At 62.7% G+C, this 20,767-nt stretch carries 17 protein-coding genes; 6 read left to right on the top strand and 11 right to left on the bottom strand.

Annotation, left to right across the window (positions count from 1 at the left end):
- Nucleotides 1-137 precede the first annotated feature (137 nt).
- The gene (locus tag ODQ19_RS11240) at nt 138-911 is read left to right on the top strand and encodes an L-iditol 2-dehydrogenase (protein ID WP_330210068.1); all 774 of its coding nucleotides are present in this window, start codon (nt 138-140) and stop codon (nt 909-911) included.
- Nucleotides 912-1,133: 222 nt separating this feature from the next.
- On the top strand, nt 1,134-1,781 hold the full coding sequence (locus ODQ19_RS11235) for an isochorismatase family protein (protein ID WP_330210067.1): 648 nt from the start codon (nt 1,134-1,136) through the stop codon (nt 1,779-1,781).
- A gap of 3 nt (nt 1,782-1,784) precedes the next feature.
- On the opposite strand, the gene ODQ19_RS11230 is transcribed toward ODQ19_RS11235, so the two are convergent.
- The 7 genes from ODQ19_RS11230 to ODQ19_RS11200 are packed head-to-tail and all read right to left on the bottom strand — an operon-like array spanning nt 1,785 to nt 8,223.
- Nucleotides 1,785-2,816 carry an ABC transporter substrate-binding protein gene (locus ODQ19_RS11230; protein ID WP_330210066.1) on the bottom strand — a complete coding sequence of 344 codons (1,032 nt, stop codon included), beginning with the start codon at nt 2,814-2,816 and terminating at the stop codon, nt 1,785-1,787.
- A gap of 13 nt (nt 2,817-2,829) precedes the next feature.
- The gene (locus ODQ19_RS11225) at nt 2,830-3,927 is read right to left on the bottom strand and encodes an NAD(P)/FAD-dependent oxidoreductase (RefSeq protein ID WP_330210065.1); all 1,098 of its coding nucleotides are present in this window, start codon (nt 3,925-3,927) and stop codon (nt 2,830-2,832) included.
- Nucleotides 3,924-5,267, bottom strand: coding sequence for an FAD-dependent oxidoreductase (locus ODQ19_RS11220; RefSeq protein ID WP_330210064.1), 1,344 nt, complete (start codon nt 5,265-5,267; stop codon nt 3,924-3,926). Before ODQ19_RS11220 ends, ODQ19_RS11225 begins: the two co-directional genes overlap by 4 nt.
- Nucleotides 5,264-5,554, bottom strand: a complete 291-nt coding sequence (locus tag ODQ19_RS11215; RefSeq protein ID WP_014718832.1) for a (2Fe-2S)-binding protein — start codon at nt 5,552-5,554, stop codon at nt 5,264-5,266. Before ODQ19_RS11215 ends, ODQ19_RS11220 begins: the two co-directional genes overlap by 4 nt.
- Nucleotides 5,554-6,348 carry an ABC transporter permease gene (locus ODQ19_RS11210; RefSeq protein ID WP_330210063.1) on the bottom strand — a complete coding sequence of 265 codons (795 nt, stop codon included), beginning with the start codon at nt 6,346-6,348 and terminating at the stop codon, nt 5,554-5,556. The genes ODQ19_RS11215 and ODQ19_RS11210 overlap by 1 nt, the downstream gene beginning before the upstream one ends.
- A 4-nt stretch (nt 6,349-6,352) precedes the next feature.
- Nucleotides 6,353-7,198, bottom strand: coding sequence for an ABC transporter permease (locus tag ODQ19_RS11205; protein WP_330210062.1), 846 nt, complete (start codon nt 7,196-7,198; stop codon nt 6,353-6,355).
- Nucleotides 7,195-8,223 carry an ABC transporter ATP-binding protein gene (locus ODQ19_RS11200; RefSeq protein WP_330210061.1) on the bottom strand — a complete coding sequence of 343 codons (1,029 nt, stop codon included), beginning with the start codon at nt 8,221-8,223 and terminating at the stop codon, nt 7,195-7,197. Before ODQ19_RS11200 ends, ODQ19_RS11205 begins: the two co-directional genes overlap by 4 nt.
- Nucleotides 8,224-8,465: 242 nt before the next feature.
- Here ODQ19_RS11200 and ODQ19_RS11195 point away from each other — a divergent pair, with 242 nt between their 5' ends.
- Both ODQ19_RS11195 and ODQ19_RS11190 read left to right on the top strand, forming a co-directional pair.
- Nucleotides 8,466-9,296, top strand: a complete 831-nt coding sequence (locus tag ODQ19_RS11195; protein WP_330210060.1) for an IclR family transcriptional regulator — start codon at nt 8,466-8,468, stop codon at nt 9,294-9,296.
- A gap of 80 nt (nt 9,297-9,376) precedes the next feature.
- Nucleotides 9,377-10,732 carry an MATE family efflux transporter gene (locus ODQ19_RS11190; protein WP_330210059.1) on the top strand — a complete coding sequence of 452 codons (1,356 nt, stop codon included), beginning with the start codon at nt 9,377-9,379 and terminating at the stop codon, nt 10,730-10,732.
- On the opposite strand, the gene ODQ19_RS11185 is transcribed toward ODQ19_RS11190, so the two are convergent.
- Complete coding sequence (locus tag ODQ19_RS11185; RefSeq protein ID WP_330210058.1) at nt 10,716-11,303, bottom strand: TetR/AcrR family transcriptional regulator; 588 nt, start codon at nt 11,301-11,303, stop codon at nt 10,716-10,718. The two genes, ODQ19_RS11190 and ODQ19_RS11185, sit on opposite strands and share 17 nt — an antisense overlap.
- 132 nt (nt 11,304-11,435) lie before the next feature.
- Between ODQ19_RS11185 and ODQ19_RS11180 the strand changes: the two genes are divergently transcribed.
- Entirely contained in the window at nt 11,436-12,608 is a 1,173-nt protein-coding gene (locus tag ODQ19_RS11180) for an MFS transporter (RefSeq protein ID WP_116665436.1), read from the top strand.
- Nucleotides 12,609-12,621: 13 nt separating this feature from the next.
- Here the strand turns inward: ODQ19_RS11180 and ODQ19_RS11175 are convergent, their stop codons facing one another.
- The 3 genes from ODQ19_RS11175 to ODQ19_RS11165 form a co-directional block, all read right to left on the bottom strand.
- A complete protein-coding gene (locus ODQ19_RS11175; RefSeq protein WP_330210057.1) occupies nt 12,622-13,626 on the bottom strand; it encodes a terpene synthase family protein in 1,005 nt (334 codons plus the stop codon).
- Between the two features lie 236 nt (nt 13,627-13,862).
- Entirely contained in the window at nt 13,863-14,225 is a 363-nt protein-coding gene (locus ODQ19_RS11170) for a type II toxin-antitoxin system HicB family antitoxin (RefSeq protein WP_116665434.1), read from the bottom strand.
- Nucleotides 14,222-14,473 (bottom strand): type II toxin-antitoxin system HicA family toxin, encoded by a 252-nt coding sequence (locus ODQ19_RS11165; protein WP_116665433.1) that lies wholly within the window; start codon nt 14,471-14,473, stop codon nt 14,222-14,224. Before ODQ19_RS11165 ends, ODQ19_RS11170 begins: the two co-directional genes overlap by 4 nt.
- A 210-nt stretch (nt 14,474-14,683) precedes the next feature.
- Between ODQ19_RS11165 and ODQ19_RS11160 the strand changes: the two genes are divergently transcribed.
- Nucleotides 14,684-20,767, top strand: a 6,084-nt coding sequence (locus tag ODQ19_RS11160; protein ID WP_330210056.1) for an amino acid adenylation domain-containing protein, incomplete at its 3' end; no start/stop codon positions are given.

Raw genomic sequence — 20,767 nt, 5'->3', positions numbered from 1 at the left:
AGTATCAGCCTCGCATTCGCCAGCCGTTTGTGAGGCGGCAGGCCAAGCTGCTGTAATCGAGGCTCAACAACAAGGGGCGGCAAGCTGTTCTCGGCGACGCTCACCGGCTACCGGCAATAACCTTTTCAGGACACCCTATGAAACGACTCGAAGGTAAAAGCGCGCTGATCACCGGATCGGCGCGTGGCATTGGCCGTGCGTTTGCCCAGGCCTACATCGCTGAAGGCGCCACGGTAGCCATTGCCGACATCAACCTGCAACAGGCCCAAGCCACCGCTGCCGAACTGGGGCCGCAGGCTTACGCCGTGGCGATGGATGTCACCGACCAAGCCTCCATCGACGCGGCCATCGCCACGGTGGTGAGCCATGCGGGCAAGCTCGATATCCTGATCAACAACGCCGCCCTGTTCGACCTGGCCCCCATCGTCGACATCACCCGCGACAGCTTTGAACGGCTGTTCTCGATCAACGTCGCTGGCACCCTGTTCACCCTGCAGGCCGCAGCCCGGCAGATGATCAGCCAAGGGCATGGCGGCAAGATCATCAACATGGCCAGCCAGGCCGGGCGGCGCGGCGAGCCGTTGGTAGCGGTCTATTGCGCGACCAAGGCGGCAGTGATCAGCCTGACGCAATCGGCGGGGTTGAACCTGATCAAGCAAGGCATCAATGTGAATGCCATCGCCCCCGGTGTGGTGGACGGTGAGCATTGGGATGGGGTGGATGCGCTGTTCGCCAGGCATGAAGGGCTGGCGCCTGGCGAGAAGAAAAAGCGCGTAGGGGATGAGGTGCCGTTTGGGCGGATGGGCACGGCTGAAGACCTGACCGGCATGGCGATCTTCCTGGCGTCGAAGGACGCCGATTATGTGGTGGCCCAGACCTATAACGTTGATGGCGGCAATTGGATGAACTAGTGTTTGACGCTGACCCAACTGTGGGAGCTGGCTTGCCTGCGATAGCGCTGGTGGATTCACTCCAATCATCGCAGGCAAGTTGAGCTCCCACCTTTGAACTTCAGCGTTCTTGAGAATAGGTGAGTCAGCAAAGCATCCATCCCCGCAGTAAACTGTCCCATACTTCAAGATTTCTACGCTCGCCCGGAGGCGGTCGTACGTGCAGACCACCCGAGAACGACCATGAGCCTTTCGAAAGCCGCCATCGCTTCATTCGACGTCGACGCCCAGAAGAGCTTCACGCCTTTGTGCCCCAACGAATTGCCGGTAGCCGGTGGCGACCATATAGGCGCCGAACTCAACTACATGGCCAGTCTCGCCGGCCACCGCATCGGCAGCAAGGACGCCCACACCCCCCACGCACCCTGGGTGGTTGCGCAGCACAGCGAGATGCTGCAACCCACTGGCCTGGCCCATGCCGATGTGACCTGGGTCAGCCACTGCGTGCCGGGTACCGAAGGGTTCACGCTGCTCGATGAGTTGCCCACCCCCTATGACTACCACTACTTCATCTGGAAAGGTGTCGAGCCCGACCTGCACCCCTACGGCGCCTGTTACCACGACCTGCACGACAAACTGTCCACCGGCGTCATCGAGTACCTCAAGGCCCACGGCGTGTCCCGCGTGATCGTCGGAGGCCTGGCGCTGGACTATTGCGTCAAGACCACCGCACTGCAATTGCTCAATGCCGGCCTGCAAGTGATCCTGCATTTGCCGGCGTGCCGCAGCATCAGCGAGGAGGGTGGTGTAGAGGCCATCAATGCGTTGCTCAAGGCCGGTGCACACGTCAGCCACACCCGTGAAGAATTGGCCCTGATTGCGCAGGGCTGAGCCTCAACGCTCAATCGACCGACTCCACCGCGCATTCCACTGCGGCCGTGCCTGGTTGACCTGGTCCCAATCAATCGAAATGGCCGTTTGCAGATAACCCTGCATGGCCTCCACCCGCGCCCGGGTTTTGTCGGTGGTGGGTGTGGTCGGGTTCGACGGGATCTGGTCGCCTTCTTCCAACGCCGGCGCCTGGGCCTCGGCGGTCAGCAAAAACGCTGCGAGCTTCTGCGCCAGTTCCGGCTGGTCATTGCGGGCTATCACGCATTCGGCCACGTTGAGCACTACCGCACCTTCTTTGGGCTGCGCGTACTCCATCGGTATGCCGAGCAGCTTTTGCGTGGCGACCTGGGTCGGGGTCAGGGGGAAGATCGCGGCCTCATCGGTCTGCACCATCTCGGAGATCTTCGCGGAGCTGGCAATGTATTCCAGCACGTTGGGGCCCACGGTTGTAGGCCAGGCCTTGAAGCCCGGTTCCACATTGGTTTCGTCGCCACCCTGGATGCGGTTGAACATCAGGAAACCATGCAGGCCGAAGGTGGAGGAGGCCAGGGACTGGAACACTACTTTGTCCTTGAAGCGCGGGTCGGCCAGGTCCATCCATGAGGTGGGCGCGGCCCAGCCTTTGTCCTTGAACATCTTGGCGTTGTAGCCAAGGCCAGTGACGCCCAGGGTCACGGCCACGGCTTCGTCCTTGATTCGGGCCTTGGCGGGGATCTGTTCCAGTGGCGGGCTCGGCGCGAGCTTGTCGCACAGGCCCATGGAGATGGCGCGGTACATGATGCCGTCGTCGAGGAACATCACATGCATCTGCGGGTTGGCCTGGTTGGCCTGGACCTTGGCAAGGATGTCCGAGGAGGTGCCGGGTACGATCACGACCTTGACGTTATTGGCCTTTTCGAAGGCGGGCAGCACCTTGTCGGCGTACACCCGTTCCATGGTGCCGCCGTTCATGCCCAGGTACAGCGTGGGGGTGGCATGGGCCGTGCCGGTGAGCAAGGCGAGGGACAAGCAGGACAACGCGAGACGTGATTGCATGGGGTTTTTCCTCTCAGGCTTGGAAACGACGGATGGAAAACGCTTCGATGGGTTGGCGGCTGGCGCCGTCGCAGACGATCTCAGCCAGGGCTTCACCGACGGCGGGGCCGAGCTGGAACCCGGCGCCGGCAAAGCCGAAGCCGTGGAGCAAGCCAGGTTGGGTACTGCTGGGGCCGATCACCGGTTCGTGGTCGGGCAGGTAACCTTCGGTGCCACTCCAGGTGCGAATGGCCTGGGCACCCTGAAGAAACGGGTAGAGTTCGCTGGCATTGCGCAGGATCTCCAGCACCGCCGCCTGCCCCGGCCTGGCCTGCTGTGGGCCGAGGGCAAAGCCGCGCCCGCCGCCGAGGATGCAATTGCCACGGGCGACTTGCCGGGCATAGATGCCGCCGCCCTCGACGCCGGTGCTGACGGTCATCACTCCTGGCAGTGGCTCGGTGACCAGCATCGCCGGGTGCGCCGAGATGATCGGCACCGGCTCACCCAATTGCGCGGCGACCTTGCCAGCCCAGGCGCCGGCGCAGTTGAGCAGCCAGGGCGCTTGCAAGTGCAGGCCGTTGGCGCAGTGCACCTGGAACAGTCGGCTGTCGTGCTCGATGCGGATCACCTCGGCTTGCTCGTACACCGCAGCGCCGTGGCGTTGGGCGGCACGGGCAAAGGCTGGAGACACCAGTCGCGGGTTGGCATGCCCGTCGTCCGGGCACAACGAGGCGCCCACTGCCACGTCGCCCACCCAGGGAAAACGCCTGCGCAACTCGCTGCGGTCCAACAGCTGCAAGCCCAGGCCGAAGCCAAGGGTCTGCTCGGCGTAGGCTTGCAGTGCGGCAAAGTCCGCAGGGCTGCGCGCCAGCTTCAAATGCCCGCAGCGCACGTATTCACCCTCGATACCAATCAGTCCGGGCAGGTCGGCCCACAGTTGGTGGGCGCGCTGGGACAGCGGTAACTGATGCAAGGGTCGCCCCTGGCGCCGCACGCCGCCGTAATTGACGCCGCTTGAGTGCGAGCCACAAAAATCCCGTTCTACCAGTGCCACCCGCTGGCCTTTTTGCGCGAGCATCAAGGCCGCCGAAGCCCCGACGATGCCACCCCCCAAGACGATGACGTCGATCATGGCTGCACCTGCACGCCAAACGGCAGCGGCTTGATCGGCGCCTGGCCACGCAAACGTCCGATCTGTGGGAGGTCGCGGCCGCTGCGCTCTGCCACGATTTCCGCCGCCGCCAACCCGCACATCCGTCCCTGGCAGCGGCCCATGCCGACGCGGCAATGGGCTTTGACCCGGTTGATTTCCCAGTGGCCTTCATCCACCACGGCGCGCACCTCGCCGACGCTCACCTCTTCGCAGCGGCACAGGACCAGTTCGTCCGGCGCCTGCGCGGCCCAGTGCTCGGGGAAGGGGAACGCGGTTTCCAGGCCCTGGCGAAAGCGCTGGATATGCGCCAACTGCCGCTCCAGTGTGGCCCGGCGGTGCGGGTCGACCGCGACGCCGGTATCTTCCAGCAATGCCAGCGCGGCACATTCGCCGGCCATTTGCGCGGCATCGGCGCCCATGATCCCGGCGCCGTCGCCCGCCAGATACACCGTGTCGACACTGCTGCGGCCGGCGCTGTCGCGTTGCGGCAACCAAGCGCGGTTGAGGCGGCTCCAGGCAAACTCACAGCCGAGCAGATCGGCCAATTGCGTTTCGCTGCGCAGGGCGTGGGCGAAGGCCACCGCATCGCATGGCAGGGTCTGTTCGCCCCAGCGAATACCACGCACCCGTTGGTCGCCGTCGATCTGCTTGAGCATTGCGCCCTGATGCACGGCAATCCCGTGGGCGGTCAGCCAGGCGCGGTAATACATGCCCTTGGCCAGGGTCGCCGGTTGCCTGAGCAGCGCCGGCAAGGCCCGGCATTGGGCGCTCAGCGGCGCACTGTCGAGCACCGCCAGCACCTTGGCACCGGCCTTTGCGTATTGGTAAGCGACTAAATAGAGCAACGGCCCGGAGCCACAAAACACCACGCGTTCGCCAATCGCGCAACCTTGGTACTTCAAGGCGATTTGCGCCGCGCCCAGGCTGTAGACACCGGGCAATGTCCAGCCCGGCACAGGCAGTATGCGGTCGGTGGCGCCGGTGGCGACTATCACCTGCGCGTATTCGAGGCTGTCAGCGCGCCCGTTATTGAGCATGTCCAGGCGACCGTCCTCGGCGTTCCACACCAAGGTATCGGGCCGATAGTCGATCAAGGCTGCCAGTTCATCCATGGTGCGGTGCACGGCTTGGGCCTTGCGCGCTTCAAACCCGTAGACCTGCCTGGCGGTGCGTTGAAACCCTGGGGGTTGGCGCCGATAAATCTGCCCGCCACCGCGCGGGCTCTCATCCACCAGGCAAGGTGTGATGCCATGGTCGAGCAACGTGCGCGCCGCGCTGATCCCCGCCGGGCCTGCACCCACAATCACCACCGGCTTCATGGCTGGCGCCCCGGGTCACGGCTGATCGCCTGGCCGTCTTCAAGCAGGGTCGAACAGGCGCGCACCCGCCGCCCATCGGCCAGCCGCACCCAGCAATCCTGGCACGCGCCCATCAGGCAAAACCCGGCGCGGCGCTCGGCACTGAAATCGCTGCCGCGCAGGTGCTCGGCACAGGTCAGCATGGCGGTCAGCAGGGTGTCACCGAGCAACCCCGTGGCGGGTTGGCCGTCGAGGGTAAAGGCCAGGGCAGGGCGTTGGGTTTCGCTCAGTCGCTTGAACAAGGCCATCAGTGTTTCCCCACCAGCACGCGGTCCAGGCCGTATACCCGGTCGAGCACAATCATGGTCGCTGCCGTCAGTGCGATGACCAGCGCCGAAACGGCCGCCATCATCGGGTCGATGGACTCGGTGGCGTACACGTACATGCGCACCGGCAGGGTTTGCGTGGCCGGCGAGCTGACGAAAATCGACAGAGTCACTTCATCGAAACTGTTGATGAATGCCAGCAACCACCCACCGGCCACGCCAGGCAAAATCATTGGCAGAGTGATCTGCCGGAACAGCGTAAAGCGCCCGGCGCCGAGTGATTCGGCGGCCTGCTCGGCACTGCGATCAATGCCGATGGCCGCCGCCAATACCAGGCGCAACACGTAGGGGGTGATGATCACCACGTGCGCGAGCATCAGCCAGGTAAAGCTGCCGTTTACGCCCATCAGCGCAAACAGGCGCAGCATGGCCACCCCCAGCACCAGGTGCGGAATGATGATGGGCGACAGGAACAGCGCGCTGAAGAAATTGCGCCCCGGGAACGCATAGCGACTGATCGCCAGGGCCGCCGGCACCGCAATCAGGGTCGCCAGCGTGGCGGCGGTGAAGGCCAGGATCAGGCTGTTGTACAACGCCTGGATAAAGTCAGCGCGTTCGAACACTGCGCGAAACCAGCGCAGGGAGAAGCCCGACGTGGGCAGGCTCAAGGTGTTCTCTGGCGTGAATGCCACCAAGCACACCACCACCAGCGGCGCCATCATGAACAGCACCACCGCTGCATGGAAACCGAGGGCCAACGGACCGTTTCTGGACATGCGCTCAAACCCCCAGTGACTTTTTGTAGCGGCCTTCGACCATACGGTTCCAGCTCAGCATGATCAGCAGATTGACCAACAGCAGCGCCACCGCGAGGGTCGCGCCCATGGGCCAGTTGAATTCCGAGAGATACTGGTCGTACATCACGGTGGCGACCATCTTCAGGCGTCGCCCGCCCAGCAGGCCGGGGATCGCAAAGGAGCTGGCAGCCAAACCGAATACGATCAGGGTGCCGGACAGCACACCGGGCATCACTTGGGGCAATACGATCTTGCGCATCACCGTGGCCTGGCTGGCGCCCAGGGACAACGCCGCCTGTTCGGCCGACGGGTCGAGCTTTTGCAGGGAGGTCCACACCGGGATGATCATGAACGGCAGCATCACGTGCACCAAGGCAATGATCACGGCGAACGGCGTATACAGAAGCTTCATCGGGCGCCCGCCGAGGGCCTGGATCACCTGGTTGACCAGGCCGTCGGCGCCGAGCAGCAGGCTCCAGCCGAACGCGCGTACCACCACTGAAATCAGCAGCGGCGTGAGGATCACTATCAGGAAAATCGAGCGCCACGGCGTGCCCATGCGGCTGAGGATGTAAGCCTCCGGCACGCCGATTACCACGCACAGTAGTGTCACCAGGGCACTGATCCAGAACGTGCGCCAGAAAATCTCGTAGAAGTAGGCGTCGCTCAACAGCGCCCAGTAATGCGCCAGGGTCCACTCATCGGCCTTTACGCCTACTTGGTAGTCGAACACATTGAACGACAGCACCAGGGTCAAGCCCAGCGGCATGATCAGCAGCCCGGCAAACAGCACCAGCGCTGGTAGCGAGAGCAGGTAACCGCGACTCATGGATGCACCTCATCGGCGGCCAGTACCCGCAGCAAATCGGCCTGCCATTGCAGGCCCACTGCCGCGCCGCCAGCCAAAGGTGCGCTGCCGTCGTTACTGCGCACCACGGTGATTTCGCCCAGGGCGGTGTGGACGCGGTACAGCCATTGGCTGCCGAAAAAGTAGCGGTCCAGTACTGTGCCTTGCATGCGCCCGGTACCAGGGTCCACCAGTTGGATTTTTTCCGGGCGTAGGCTCAGGGTCAGTTCGCCTGCGCCGCCGTCGTGGCGCACTTGGGGTGCGCCGAGCGCATCGTAGTCGCCGGCCAGCAGATTGGCCTTGCCGACGAAGTCCGAGATAAACCGCGTGCGCGGGTGCTCATAGAGCTTGTACGGCGCGTCGATCTGGGTCACACGCCCGGCCTGCATCACCACCACACGGTCGCTGATGGACAGGGCTTCGGCCTGGTCATGGGTGACCATCAGGGTGGTAATGCCCACCGCGCACTGGATACGTCGGATTTCAAATTGCATCTCTTCGCGCAGGTTGGCGTCGAGGTTGGACAGCGGCTCATCGAGCAACAACACCGGCGGTTCGATCACTAGCGCACGGGCCAGGGCCACGCGCTGGCGCTGGCCGCCGGACAGCTCACGAGGGTAGCGCTGCGCATGCTGGGCCAGGCGCACCAGCTCCAGCACGGTATTGACGCGGGTGGCGATGTCGGCCGCCGGCACCTTGCGCATCTTCAGGCCGAAGGCCACGTTGTCGCGCACGCTCATATGCGGGAACAGCGCGTAGCTCTGGAACACCACACCCAGGCCGCGGCTGGCGGGTTTGGCGTGGGTAATGTCACGACCGTCGAGCAGGATCTGGCCACCGCTGACGTCGACGAAACCGGCGATCATTTGCAGGGTGGTGGTCTTGCCACAGCCTGAAGGGCCGAGCAGGGAAACGAACTCGCCTTGTTCCACCGCCAGATCAGTTGCGACCACCGCATCGACGGCGCCATAGCGTTTGCTCAAGGCTTTGAGTTGGAGAAATGCCATGTTTGCGTTCCACCTTTATTCAGTCGCGTATAAACGCGCTTTCTTGTTTTGGGCAGATGCGAAAAGTGCGGTGCCGGTGCGTTGGCGCTCGATCTCAAGTCGGCTGCCGGTTGTTGTTCAATTCGCCCCTGTGGACGCAGATTAGGACGAAGACTAGGATGGGCGGAAGGTCGAATTTCACTCAATGGACTACTATTTTACGATTTATTCATTGATCAGAATTATTAACGAGATTAGGTGTTATGGATTCCACTGAGCGAAATGATGGCGGCAAGGAAGTCGGTGCGGGCAGCGTCTCCCGGTTGTTTGCTGTGCTGCGAGCCCTGGGGGAGGTACCCGAGGGCGGCGAGCGGGTCACCCAGCTCGCCCAACAGGTGGGCTTGTCCCAACCCACCACCCATCGCTTGCTGCGCAGCCTGATGGACGAAGGCATGGTTGAGCAGGATGCACGCAGCAAACGCTATCGCTTGAGTCTGGAGTTCTTCGCGTTGGCGGCCAACGCGGGCAAGACCGGCAACCTGCGCGACCTGGTACGCCCCAGCCTGTTGCGCCTTAGCGCGTCGCTGGGGGACTCGCTGTTCCTGCTGGCGCGCAGCGGCTTCGACGCCATTTGCCTGGACCGCAGCGAGGGTCCGTACCCGATTCGTACCTTCACCGGCGATATCGGTGGGCGCGTAGCCTTGGGTGTGGGGCAGGGTAGCCTGGCGATCCTGGCGTTTCTGCCGGAAGAAGAGCGCGAGACGGTGATCCGCTACAACCTGCCACGGCTCAAGGACTTCCACCTGTACGACGAAGTGCTGCTGCGCTCCGAAGTGGAGAACGTGCGCAAACTGGGTTATGCGGCACGCAACACCGGTGTGCTGGAAGGCATGGCGGGGCTGGCGGTGCCCATCCTCAACCGCGACGGGCATGCGGTCGCGGCGTTGAGCGTGGCGACCATCAGCGACCGCCTGGGGCCGAGCCGCTTGCCGATGGTGGTGGAGTTGTTGAAGCGCGAGGCGGCGGCCATCGGGCCGCGGCTCAATCCGTTTGACCCGACGCTGCGCAGGCCGTCGCAGGCCTTTGGGGGTTAACCCGGGCCTTCACAACAGCATATTGGATCCAGTTACGGTATAACCCTGAGACGCTTTCGTGATTCGAGGCCCCGTTTTTCATGCAAAACCCTTTGCAACGTCCGCTGTGGCAGATCTACCTGATGTTCCTGGCACCGATGGTGCTGTCCAATTTCCTGCAGAGCTTTTCCGGCACCCTCAACGGCATTTACGTCGGCCAGATGCTGGGCACCCAGGCCTTGGCCGCGGTGTCGGGGATGTTTCCCATCGTGTTTTTCTTTATCGCCCTGGTGATCGGCCTGGGGGCGGGCGCCTCGGTGTTGATCGGCCAGGCATGGGGCGCCCAGGAGACCGGGCTGGTCAAGGCGATTACCGGTGCCACCCTGACTCTGGGCGCGTTGGTGGGCCTGGTGGCCGCCGTGCTGGGCAGCCTGTTTGCGCGCCCGGCATTGCAGGCGTTGGGCACGCCGGTGGATGTGCTTGACGATGCGGTGGGCTACGCCCAGATGATGATGTTGATCATGCCGTTGCTGCTGGTGTTCATCCTCTATACCCAACTGTTGCGTGGCGTCAGCGACACGATTTCGCCGTTGCTGGCATTGATGGTCTCGACCCTGGTGGGCTTGCTGCTGACGCCTGCGCTGATTCGCGGCTGGATCGGCCTGCCGCCCATGGGCATCCAGAGTGCGGTGTATGCCGGGCTGGTGGGCAACGCCTTGGCAATGCTGTTTTTGGTCCTGCGCCTGCGCCACAAAAACCACGTGATGGCGCCAGACCGCGAGCTGCTTGCGGCCTTGCGCCTGGACCGCGTCATCCTCGGCAAAGTCCTGCGTATCGGCCTGCCGACGGGCTTGCAGATGGTGGTCTTGTCGCTGTCTGAACTGGTCATCCTGGCCTTGGTCAACGGCCACGGCTCCCAGGCCACGGCGGCCTATGGCGCGGTGACGCAGATCGTCAATTATGTGCAGTTCCCGGCGCTGTCGATTGCCATCACCGCCTCGATCCTCGGCGCCCAGGCGATTGGCGCCGGGCGCCTGGAGCGCATCGGGCCGATCCTGCGCACTGGGCTTGTGATCAACCTGTGCCTCACCGGTGGCTTGATCGTGCTCGGCTACGGCTTGTCCCACTGGTTACTGGGCCTGTTCATCACCGACGACAGCGCACGGGTGCGGGCCGAACACCTGCTGCACATCATGCTCTGGAGCATTCTCGTATTTGGCTTCCAGGCGGTGATCGGCGGCATCATGCGCGCCAGCGGCGTGGTGCTGATGCCGGTGGCGATCTCGATCTTCTGTGTGCTCTGCGTGGAACTGCCAATGGCCTATCTGTTCAACGCCCACTTCGGATTGGAAGGGGTGTGGATGGCATTTCCGGTGACCTACCTGGCGATGCTGGTGTTGCAGATCGCCTATTACCGCCTGGTGTGGCGGCATAAGCAGATCAAGCGGTTGGTGTGAGGCTCAACCCCTGCAAGAGCAGCTCCAGGCCTTGCAAGCCTTCCTCCAGCCGTGTGCTCGGGTGTTCATCGCGGGCAATCCACAATGCGGTATTGACCAGGCTGCCGTTGATCAACTGCGCCAGTGCGTGGCTGGGGGCCGTAGGCATCAGGCCCGCTTGCATCAGGGCCTCCAGCAATTGGCGCAAGGACTCCACGCAGTGTTGTTGGGAGCCGGTGTCGCCCAGTACCGCGGGGGCATCCTGCAATACAATGCGCTGGATTTCCGGGTCCTGGGCCATGCGCAGATAGGCGCGGCAGCGCTCGCAAAAACCACTCCAAGGCTCTACGGCCTGCTCCGAGATGCGTTGCAAGCGCGCGTCCATCTCGCTGTCGAGTTGGGCGACCACCGCTGCCAGCAGCCCTTTTTTGTCACCAAAGTGATGATACAGCGCACCGCGCGTCAGCCCGGCGCTAGCAGTGAAGTCATCCATCGAGGTATTGGCATAGCCTTGGGTGGCGAAGGCCCGGCGCGCGCTCGCTATCAGGCGGGCGCGGGTGTCTTCGATCATTTCAGCTCGGGCTCGGCTCATGGGCGTCTCTTGGCTAAGTGATTGACATACGCTGCGTATGCGAAGCATGATCTGCCACATACGCACCGTATGTATTCTGCCCTGATGGTTTCAGATAGCAAGCCCAGGGCGTCGAGCAAGAGGTCAAGCAGGATGGCAAACCCCTACGCTGAATTATTCCAGGTCCCCGGTGCCAGGGCCTTTGTACTCGCCGGCATGCTGGCACGCATGCCGATATCCATGACCGGCATCGGCCTGATCACCATGCTGTCCCAAGTACATGGAGGCTATGGCCTGGCCGGTTCGGTGGCGGCGGTGTTTGCCCTGGCCACGGCGATTTGCGCACCGCAAGTGTCACGTTGGGTGGACCGCTACGGCCAGGGCAGGGTGCTGCCGATTGCCGCGCTGATCGGCGGCGGGGCGCTATTGATGTTGCTGCTGTGTACGCGGTTGCAGGCGCCGAATTGGACGCTGTTTCTGTTCGCCGCGCTGGCGGGCTGCATGCCCAATATGTCGGCCATGGTGCGGGCGCGCTGGACCGAGTTGTACCGTGGCCAGCCCAGGCTGCAAACCGCGTTTGCCCTGGAGTCGGTGCTCGATGAGGTGTGCTTCATCATCGGCCCGCCCATTTCGGTGGGGTTGAGCGTGGCGGTGTTCCCAGAAGCCGGGCCCTTGGTGGCGGGGCTGTTGCTGGCGGTGGGCGTCACCACCTTTGTGCTGCAACGGCAAACCGAGCCACCGATACACGCGCATCAGGGGGCGCACGGTCGCTGGCTGATTGCGTCGCCGTCGGTATTGATCCTGATGATTTTGCTGCTGGCCATGGGCGTGATCGTCGGCGTGGTGGATGTGGTCAGCGTGGCCTTCGCCCAGCATCAGGGCCAGCCGGCGGCGGCGAGTATCGTGCTGTCGGTGTATGCCATTGGTTCGTGCCTGGCCGGGTTGGCCTTCGGTGCCCTCAAACTCAAGGCGCCGTTGCCACGCCAGTTCCTGTACTGCGGCGTAGCCACGGCGTTGACCACCTTGCCCTTGCTGCTGGTGAGCAATATTCCCGGGTTGGCCGCTGCAATCTTTATCTCCGGGCTGTTCTTCGCGCCCACCTTGATTGTGTCGATGGCCATGGTGGAGCAGATCGTCCCGGCCAGCCGCCTTACCGAAGGCATGACCTGGCTGATCACCGGCCTGAGCATCGGCGTGGCCATTGGCGCCGCCAGTTCGGGGTGGATGATCGACCACTTTGGCGCCACCAGCGGGTTTTGGGTGGCGCTGGCGGCGGGGGGTATCGTCATGGGCTCAGCCGTGTTGGGGTATCGACGTTTGAGCTGAATGTCGGGTCGGCTCACACATGATAACGAGCGCTGTGCCGGTGCCATTCGTAATTGCCTGCCAGCCAGGCTTTTACCCCACCGAGAAACCGCTGGAGCGAAGGCGAGGCGCGTTCCAGTGCTCGTCTTTCCTTGGTTTCGTACCGACACATGAGTGCGTTGTGAATGTCTGCACTAAGCGCCAGTGCATCCTGAAACGAGTGGCCCTGTTCGTGTACGAGCAACGAGGGCAGGTCGAAATCGCCGAGGTCAGGCTGCTTCTCTTTGGCGGCGGAGAACAGATCATTGACGATCATGGTTGTACTGGCGGCCAGCGCGACCACTTCACGCACAGGCGCAGAGAAATAGATATCGGCCTCAAGCTCATAGCCGCCAACGATATCAATGAGGGCCATGCAGGGGATAAAGCTGTTGACTTGACGATGTGCCAGATACTCCCAGATTCGGGGCAGACTGTGTTCCATCCGCCACGACGCTTCTGCACCCATGCTGACGAACATGGCGATGGTCTCGTGTCGTACGCGCGCCTTTTGAGACACCGTGCCGTAGCGGTCCAGATGGCTCATATAGCCTTTCAGGCCACGCAGCACCGGGTCACTCTCAAGCGCGTGTTTCAGTGCGCGATCGTGGGGTGGATTCAGGTAGGCCTTGTCCATTGTGGCCAGAGCACGTGATAAGCGCGCGCCCAATAACTTGGGGTTGGCGCCCCGTCGTTCGTCATCACAATAGTGGTCGTCCACCGCGAACAATGCGGCCATGCATTTTGCAGCCAACAACAAGCGTTGTACGTCGTCGGTGTCGGGGTGGCACAGCATCACGAAGCGTCCGAAATTCGAGGCCCTTACGTGTTTCACTTGACCCTTGAAAATACCGGTTCGCCGCACCCATCCCACTAACAGCTCATTGATGTGGTCGCCCAGCGCCTCATCGACCCGCAGTGGTATCGGGCATTCAAGGGCAGGAAGCCGGAGGTGGGTTGTGGTTTTGGGCGGGGCTGAGTGCGGGGGGATGTCGTTCATAGCAAGACTCCGAGTGTCTATGCCATTGGACGTTACTGCGGACCAAGGGTCGGGAAAGGAGGGCGTTTTTTTGAATCTAGAAGCCCGGACGAAAAATACAATTTAATCTGTTAGTTCTGTTTGGAATCAATTTGGTTGAAAAAAGGGATAAGGGGGCACCATGACCTACCTCCTGGCGCCCGTCCCTAGCCTCGAAAGACGCCAGGGACGCCGGCGCCTGGCCTGCACGCTCGCGTTCAAACGGCGGCAAGCCCCTCTGCGCCATGTTGCTGCAGGAACTCGTTGAGCGCCTGGCGCGTGAGGTCGTTCAACGTCACTTTTTTTCGAGTCGCCGCCAGGGCCGCAGCCAGGTGCAGGTCGTGGCCGACACGCACGTTGAATGAGCCCTTGCAGGGTTTTTCGGGTGTCTGTCCCAGGGCCTGGCACGTTGCGAGGTAATCCTCCACGGCCTCTTTGAATGCGGCGTTCAACTCTGCGACGGTCTTGCCTTCGTAGCTCACCAGCGCCTTGATGAAGAGGATCTTGCCGAACAGGCAGTTGTCTTCGAGGCTGGCTTCGATGGAGCCGATGTAGCCTTTGTGTTTCAGTTGGTTGTTCACTGAATCAGTTCTCCTGATTTCAATTGTTCGATGATCTGGCGCCGAATGTAGTGTTTCAGTTCGTTGCCGGGGTGAGGCTTGTGCAGGGTGATCATTGCACTGGGATCGCCAATGTCGAACTTGACCCGGCTTCCAGCCCCTTCAATCTGTGTGTATCCCAATCGGCGTAATAACGTGACGAGCTCAGACCAGGTAAATGCCATGTGCTCATTGAGCAGTTTGGCGAGCAGCTTTTCATTTTTGGACACGGCGTTCCCTGCGTGTAACTAAATGTAGTTGCAAAAAGTGGTGTTCGTCAATCCTAGCTCAGGTTCGCGTCCCCTCCCGGGGATTGATGTAACCCCTGATGACAGCTCACTCGGCGCCACCCATCCCCTCGCTAATTTTTCCCCGCCCGGTTCGTTTTATAGGGACGACGTGCCTTTGTGCTTCCCGCCTATTGCCCCGGATTCCAAGAAATGAATGCTGAAGACTCCTTGAAACTTGCTCGCCGGTTTATCGGGCTGCCCCTGGAAAAACGCCAACTGTTCCTGCAAGCCTTGCAGAAAGAAGGCGTGGATTTTTCAAGGTTTCCGATTCCGGCAGGGGTGGAGGTGGAGGACCGCCAGGCGCTGTCCTACGCACAGCAGCGCATGTGGTTTCTATGGCAGTTGGACCCAGCCAGCGGCGCCTACAATTTGCCTGGCGCAGTGCGCTTGAGGGGGGCGCTGAACCTGCCAGCGCTGGAGCAAGCGTTCGCCAGCCTGGTGGCGCGTCACGAAACCCTGCGCACGGTGTTCCAGCGTCAGGCTGATGAGCGGCTGGCGCAGGTGGCGGTGGCACCGTCGGTGACAGTCGAGCACCTGGACTTCACGGCCTTGGCCTTTGATGCACAGGAGCAGGCCGTCAATGCCGCCGCAACCCGTCAATCGTTGTTGCCGTTCGACCTGGAACACGGGCCGCTGCTGCGCGTGCAACTGCTCAAGCTTGCCGAGCAGGAGCACGTGCTGCTGCTGACCCTGCACCACATCGTCTCCGACGGTTGGTCGATGAACGTGCTGATCGACGAATTCATCCGTTGCTATGACGCCCATGAGCGCAACGAAGCGCCCCAACTGCCGGCGCTGCCCATCCAGTACAGCGACTACGCCCTGTGGCAGCGCCGCTGGCTGGAGGCGGGCGAGCAAGCACGCCAGCTGGAATATTGGCAGGCTCGCCTGGGCGATGAACATCCGGTTCTGGAGCTGCCCACCGACCACCCGCGCCCGGCCATGCCCAGCTACCAAGGCACACGGCATAACTTCGCGATTGAGCCGGCACTGGCCGCGCAACTGCGCAGTTGCGCGCAAAAACATAACGTCACCCTGTTCATGCTGCTGCTCGGTGCCTTTAATGTGCTACTGCACCGCTATACCGGCCAGGGCGACATCCGCGTCGGTGTGCCGATTGCCAATCGCAATCGCACCGAAGTCGAGGGCCTGATCGGTTTCTTCGTCAACACCCAGGTGTTGCGCACCGAACTGACCGGGCAAACCCGGGTTGCCGAGTTGCTGCAAGGTATCAAGGAACATGCCTTGGGCGCCCAGGCCCATCAGGAATTACCCTTCGAGCGGCTGGTGGAAGCGCTGAAAATCGAGCGCAGCCTGAGCCACACGCCGCTGTTCCAGGTGATGTATAACCATCAGCCGGTAGTCGCCGACATCGCCTCGGTCAGCACCGCATCGGGGCTGGAATTGGCCCTGGTGGAATGGCAAGGCCGCACCACCCAGTTCGACCTGACCCTGGACACCTATGAAAAGTCCGGCACCCTGCATGCCGCGCTGACCTACGCCAATGACTTGTTCGATACGCCCACCATCGAGCGCATGGCCCGGCACTGGACCCGCCTGCTGCAAGCTATGGTGCTCGATGGCGAACAGCGCATTGGCGAATTGCCCATGCTTGACGCGGCTGAACAGCAACGGTTGCTCCACACCTGGAACCAGACCGCCGAGGCGTACCCGATCGAGCGCGGCATTCATCACCTGATCGAAGACCAGGCACGGCGCAGCCCCGATGCTCCGGCACTGGTGTTCGGTACCACCACCTTGACCTACGCCCAACTGGATGCGCGCGCCAACCAATTGGCCCATGCCCTGGGCGAGCAGGGCGTAGGGCCCGACGTATTGGTGGGTATCTGCATCGAGCGCTCCATCGAAATGGTGGTTGGCCTGCTGGCGATTCTCAAGGCCGGTGGCGCCTACGTGCCCCTCGACCCTGAGTACCCCCAGGAACGCCTGGCCTACATGATCGAAGACAGTGGCATTCAGTTGTTACTCAGCCAGCAGAGCCTGCTGGCGTCGCTGCCCGTCGTCGGTATCCAGGTGATTGCCCTGGACCAGCCGGCGCTATGGCTCGACGGCTACAGCAGCGAATCGCCGAACGTGGCCTTGCATGCCCTGAACCTGGCCTACGTGATCTACACCTCGGGCTCCACCGGCAAGCCCAAAGGCGCTGGCAATAGCCATCGGGCCTTGGTCAACCGCTTGAGCTGGATGCAGCAGGCGTATGGCCTGGGTGCCAATGACGCGGTCTTGCAGAAAACCCCGTTCAGCTTCGACGTGTCGGTGTGGGAGTTCTTCTGGCCGCTGATGACCGGCGCCCGCCTGGTGGTCGCGGCGCCTGGGGAACACCGTGAACCGGCGCGCCTGATCGACACCATTGGTCGGCACGCCATCACCACCTTGCACTTCGTGCCGTCGATGTTGCAGGCGTTTATCCATGAGCCGTGCGTACAGGCGTGCGCAAGCCTCACGCGCATTGTGTGCAGCGGCGAAGCCTTGCCCCTGGATGCGCAACAGCAAGTGTTCGCCAAGTTGCCCACCGCGGCGCTGTACAACCTCTATGGCCCGACCGAAGCGGCCATCGACGTCACGCACTGGACCTGCATCGACGAAGGTGCCGACAGCGTGCCCATCGGCCGCCCCATCGCCAACCTCGGCGCCTACGTGCTGGACGCGCAACTCAACCCGGTGCCGGCCGGCGTCAGTGGCGAACTCTACCTGGGCGGCGTCGGCCTGGCGCGCAGTTACCACCGGCGCCCAGCGCTGACCGCCGAACGTTTTGTGCCCAGCCCGTTCGTGACGGGCGAACGCCTGTATCGCACCGGAGACCGCGTACGCCAGCGCGCCGATGGGGTGATCGAATACCTCGGCCGTCTCGATCATCAGGTCAAGTTGCGCGGCTTGCGTATCGAGCTGGGCGAAATCGAAGCACGCCTGATGCAGCATCCACACGTGCGCGAAGCCGTGGTACTGGTACATGGCGGCAAGCAGTTGGTCGCCTATCTGGTGCACCCAGGCGAGGCGCCAACGGACCTCAAGGCCTGGTTGCTCAGCGGCTTGCCGGAATACATGGTGCCGACGCATTTCATTGCGCTGCCCAAGCTGCCGGTGACCGCCAATGGCAAGCTCGATCGCAAGGCGTTGCCAGTGCCAGACGCGGCGCTGCAACAGGCGTTTGTCGCCCCCCAAGGCGACCTGCAAACAGCCCTGGCTGCCATCTGGAGCGACGTACTGGGCGTTGAGCAGGTCGGCCAGGACGATAACTTCTTCGAGCTGGGCGGCGATTCGATCATCTCTATCCAGGTGGTCAGCCGCGCCCGTCAGGCCGGCATTCGCCTGAGCCCGCGTGACCTGTTCCAGTACCAGAGCATCCGCAGCCTGGCCCTGGTGGCGCGTTTAGAGCAGGTCAGCCTGATCGACCAGGGCCCGGTCAGCGGCGAGGTCATGCTGACGCCCGTGCAACACAGCTTTTTCGACCAGCCGATCCCGGCGCGGCATCACTGGAATCAATCCTTGTTGCTGGCGCCCGGCGAGGTGCTTGAGCCTGCACGGTTGGAGGCAGCGCTGGCGCGGTTGATCCAGCATCACGACGCCTTGCGCCTGCGCTTTGTACAGCAGGCTGACGGCTGGCAGCAGCGCCATGCCGCCTATGTCAGCGAACCGCTGTTGTGGCAATGCCAGGCCAGCACCGACGCCGAACTGGCGGCGCTGTGTGATGAAGCCCAGCGCAGCCTTGACCTTGCCCAAGGCCCGCTGCTGCGCGCCGCGTTGGTGAATTTGGCCGATGGCAGCCAACGTCTGCTGCTGGTGATCCACCACCTGGTGGTGGACGGCGTGTCCTGGCGCATCCTGCTTGAAGACCTGCAACAGGCCTACCGCGAACAGGCGCTGCCGGCGAAAACCAGTGCCTACCAGCGCTGGGCGCAACAGTTGCACAGCCATGCGCAGTCCCTCGATCAGCAACTGCCGTACTGGCAAGCCCAAACCATGGACGCCGAACTGCCGTGTGATCACCCCGAAGGCGGCCTGCAAAACCGCCTGGGCGCCAAGCTGGAAACGCGCCTCGACGCCGAACACACCCGCCGACTGCTGCAAGACGCGCCAGCGGCCTATCGCACCCAGGTCAACGACCTGCTGTTGACCGCCTTGGCGCGGGTGATCAGCCGCTGGAGCGAGCAACCTGCTGCGCTTATCCAATTGGAAGGTCACGGTCGGGAAGACCTGTTTGACGACATCGACCTGAGCCGCACCGTCGGCTGGTTCACCAGCCTGTATCCGGTGCGCCTGCACGCCGAAGGCGAGTTGCCCGAGGCGATCAAGGCGGTCAAGGAACAACTGCGCGGCGTGCCCGACAAAGGCCTGGGCTACGGCCTGCTGCGCTATGTGGGCACGCCACACGCACGTGAAAGCCTGGCGAACCTCACCGCGCCGCGCATCACCTTCAACTACCTGGGCCAGTTCGACCGTCAGTTCAATGAGTCGGCACTGTTCGTGCCGGCCAGCCAGGGCAGTGGCCAGGCCCAGGATCCAGAGGCGCCGCTGGCCAACTGGCTGACGCTGGAAGGGCAGGTGTATGGCGGCGAGCTGTCGTTGCAATGGGGGTTCAGTCGGGAGATGTTCGAGGCGGCGACTGTCCAGCGGTTGGCAGATGAGTACGCAGCCGAACTCAACGCGCTGATCGAGCATTGCTGTGCCACGCCGGCAGGCCAGGTGAGCCCGTCGGATTTCCCGCTGGCACGCCTCACCCAGCAGCAACTGGATGCCTTGCCCGTGGCCGGGCCGGCGATTGCCAACCTTTATCCGCTGTCGCCGATGCAGCAAGGCATGCTGTTCCACAGCTTGTACCAGCAGGGCGTTGACGATATTTATGTCAGCCAGTTGCGCGCCGACATCCACGGTCTTGATGTGCCTCGGTTCCGGCGCGCCTGGGAGCAGGTGCTGGGGCGGCATGACATGCTGCGCACCGGGTTTGTCTGGCAACAGGACCAGACGCAGCCGTTGCAAGCGGTGTATCGCGTAGCGGGCCTGCCGTTTGCCGAATACGACTGGCAGGCCTTGCCGGATCAGCACGCCGCGCTGGATGCGTTGAGCGAGTCGACGCGGGCACAAGGCTTTTTGCTGGAGCAGGCGCCGCTGCTGAGCCTGAAACTGGTACGCACCGGTGTCGACCGATTCCATCTGATCTACACCAATCATCACATTCTCCTGGATGGTTGGAGCCGTGCGCAGTTGTTCGGCGAGGTCCTGAAGTGTTACGCCGGCTGGCCGTTACCGACGCTGCAAGGGCACTACCGTGACTATATCGGTTGGTTGCAAGCTCAGGAATCGGCTGCCAGCGAAGCCTTCTGGAAGGACCAATTGGCCGCGATGCAGGAGCCAACGCGCCTGGCGCACGGCGCCGGGTCGGATCCTTCGTCCGCCAAAGGCAGCTACGCACTGGTCCTGAGCATCGCACAGACTGACCAACTCAAGGGGTTTGCCCAGACCCAAAAAATCACCCTGAACACCCTTGTGCAAGCCGCCTGGCTGTTGTTGCTGCAACGCCAGACCGGCCAGGACACCGTGGTGTTTGGCGCCACGGTATCCGGTCGACCAGCAGGGTTGCCGGGTGTGGAGCAGCAGGTCGGTCTGTTTATCAACACCTTGCCTGTTATCGCCACCCCGAGTCCGATGTTGTGGGTGGGGGAATGGTTGCAGCAGGTGCAGACACTGAACCTCAGCCTGCGTGAACACGAACATACGCCGTTGTTCGATATCCAGCGCTGGGCGGGTGCGAGCGGCGCAGCATTGTTCGACACGCTGCTGGTGTTTGAAAACTACCCGGTGTCCACAGCGCTGGCCGAAGGCGCACCGGCCGGGCTGACCTTCAGTAATGTGCAGAATTTTGAGCAGACCCATTATCCGTTGACGGTGCTGCTTGGCGCCGGGGCGGCTCTGGAGTTCGAGTTCAGCTTTGACGTGCATTCGTTCGGCAACGATGAGATTCGGCAGTTGGCCGAGTCTTTCCAGCACCTGCTTCACGGCTTGACCAGTGCCACACCGCGGCGTGTGGGCGAGTTGCCGTCGCTGACGGACGCGGTGCGCCAGCAGGTGGTGGAGGGGTGGAACGCCACCGAGCGCGACTACCCGCAAGGGCAGTGGGTGCATCATCTGTTCGAGGCTCAGGCGCAGGCACAGCCGGATGCGCCGGCGTTACGCTTCAACGAGCTGTCCCTGAGCTATGCCGAACTGAACCGCCGC

Origin of the sequence: Pseudomonas sp. AM4(2022), from assembly GCF_036346515.1 — a bacterium.
Classification (GTDB): domain Bacteria; phylum Pseudomonadota; class Gammaproteobacteria; order Pseudomonadales; family Pseudomonadaceae; genus Aquipseudomonas; species Aquipseudomonas paracarnis.
Note: the sequence above shows the minus strand (reverse complement) of the source record. Positions and strands in the feature narration are given on the sequence as shown.

Excerpts from the sequence above, each read along its gene's own strand:
- ODQ19_RS11240 (WP_330210068.1), top strand. The coding sequence starts at position 138 with ATGAAACGACTCGAAGGTAAAAGCGCGCTGATCACCGGATCGGCGCGT.
- ODQ19_RS11235 (WP_330210067.1), top strand. The coding sequence starts at position 1,134 with ATGAGCCTTTCGAAAGCCGCCATCGCTTCATTCGACGTCGACGCCCAG.
- ODQ19_RS11230 (WP_330210066.1), bottom strand. The coding sequence starts at position 2,816 with ATGCAATCACGTCTCGCGTTGTCCTGCTTGTCCCTCGCCTTGCTCACC.
- ODQ19_RS11225 (WP_330210065.1), bottom strand. The coding sequence starts at position 3,927 with ATGATCGACGTCATCGTCTTGGGGGGTGGCATCGTCGGGGCTTCGGCG.
- ODQ19_RS11220 (WP_330210064.1), bottom strand. The coding sequence starts at position 5,267 with ATGAAGCCGGTGGTGATTGTGGGTGCAGGCCCGGCGGGGATCAGCGCG.
- ODQ19_RS11215 (WP_014718832.1), bottom strand. The coding sequence starts at position 5,554 with ATGGCCTTGTTCAAGCGACTGAGCGAAACCCAACGCCCTGCCCTGGCC.
- ODQ19_RS11210 (WP_330210063.1), bottom strand. The coding sequence starts at position 6,348 with ATGTCCAGAAACGGTCCGTTGGCCCTCGGTTTCCATGCAGCGGTGGTG.
- ODQ19_RS11205 (WP_330210062.1), bottom strand. The coding sequence starts at position 7,198 with ATGAGTCGCGGTTACCTGCTCTCGCTACCAGCGCTGGTGCTGTTTGCC.
- ODQ19_RS11200 (WP_330210061.1), bottom strand. The coding sequence starts at position 8,223 with ATGGCATTTCTCCAACTCAAAGCCTTGAGCAAACGCTATGGCGCCGTC.
- ODQ19_RS11195 (WP_330210060.1), top strand. The coding sequence starts at position 8,466 with ATGGATTCCACTGAGCGAAATGATGGCGGCAAGGAAGTCGGTGCGGGC.
- ODQ19_RS11190 (WP_330210059.1), top strand. The coding sequence starts at position 9,377 with ATGCAAAACCCTTTGCAACGTCCGCTGTGGCAGATCTACCTGATGTTC.
- ODQ19_RS11185 (WP_330210058.1), bottom strand. The coding sequence starts at position 11,303 with ATGAGCCGAGCCCGAGCTGAAATGATCGAAGACACCCGCGCCCGCCTG.
- ODQ19_RS11180 (WP_116665436.1), top strand. The coding sequence starts at position 11,436 with ATGGCAAACCCCTACGCTGAATTATTCCAGGTCCCCGGTGCCAGGGCC.
- ODQ19_RS11175 (WP_330210057.1), bottom strand. The coding sequence starts at position 13,626 with ATGAACGACATCCCCCCGCACTCAGCCCCGCCCAAAACCACAACCCAC.